This is a genomic window from Bradyrhizobium sp. NBAIM03, from assembly GCF_020194055.1.
GTDB lineage: Bacteria > Pseudomonadota > Alphaproteobacteria > Rhizobiales > Xanthobacteraceae > Bradyrhizobium > Bradyrhizobium yuanmingense.
In genome coordinates this window covers 1-448 of record NZ_JADYVS010000154.1, presented here as the reverse complement: position 1 = coordinate 448, position 448 = coordinate 1, and the positions used below count along the sequence as shown (strand labels likewise).

The window sequence follows — 448 nt, the reverse complement described above, 5'->3', positions numbered from 1 at the left end:
GTACGTAACCGCTGTTTGACTTCTTCACCAGGCCTGCCGCTGACTAACTTGGTAGCGTCATAAAGCGCACGTTGCACTTCAGCAATGCTCGGAATAGGAATATCGGGCGGCAGAACCGCATCAAGAACGTGGTCATCGCGTAAATAAGCGTGTGCAAGGACATAATCTCCAATGGCCTGGCTTTCACGTAATCCGCCACAGTGACCAATCATCAACCAGACATCCGGGCGTAGCACTGCCAGATGATCGCAGATGGTTTTAGCATTGGACGGTCCCACGCCAATATTCACCAGAGTAATACCCTGACCATCAGCGGTAATTAAATGCCATGCTGGCATCTGGTGTTTTTTCCATGCAAGGTCGGAAATGGCTTCTTCTGGCGCTTCGGTTTCGGCAGTGATCCAGTTCCCGCCAGCACAAGAAAGGGCAATGTAGGGACTATCAGGAT

The 448-nt window shown here is 51.1% G+C and carries 1 pseudogene; it reads right to left on the bottom strand.

From position 1 onward, the window contains the following. Positions 1-448 (bottom strand): annotated as a pseudogene (locus I6F21_RS37845) (AMP nucleosidase); the annotation flags it as partial.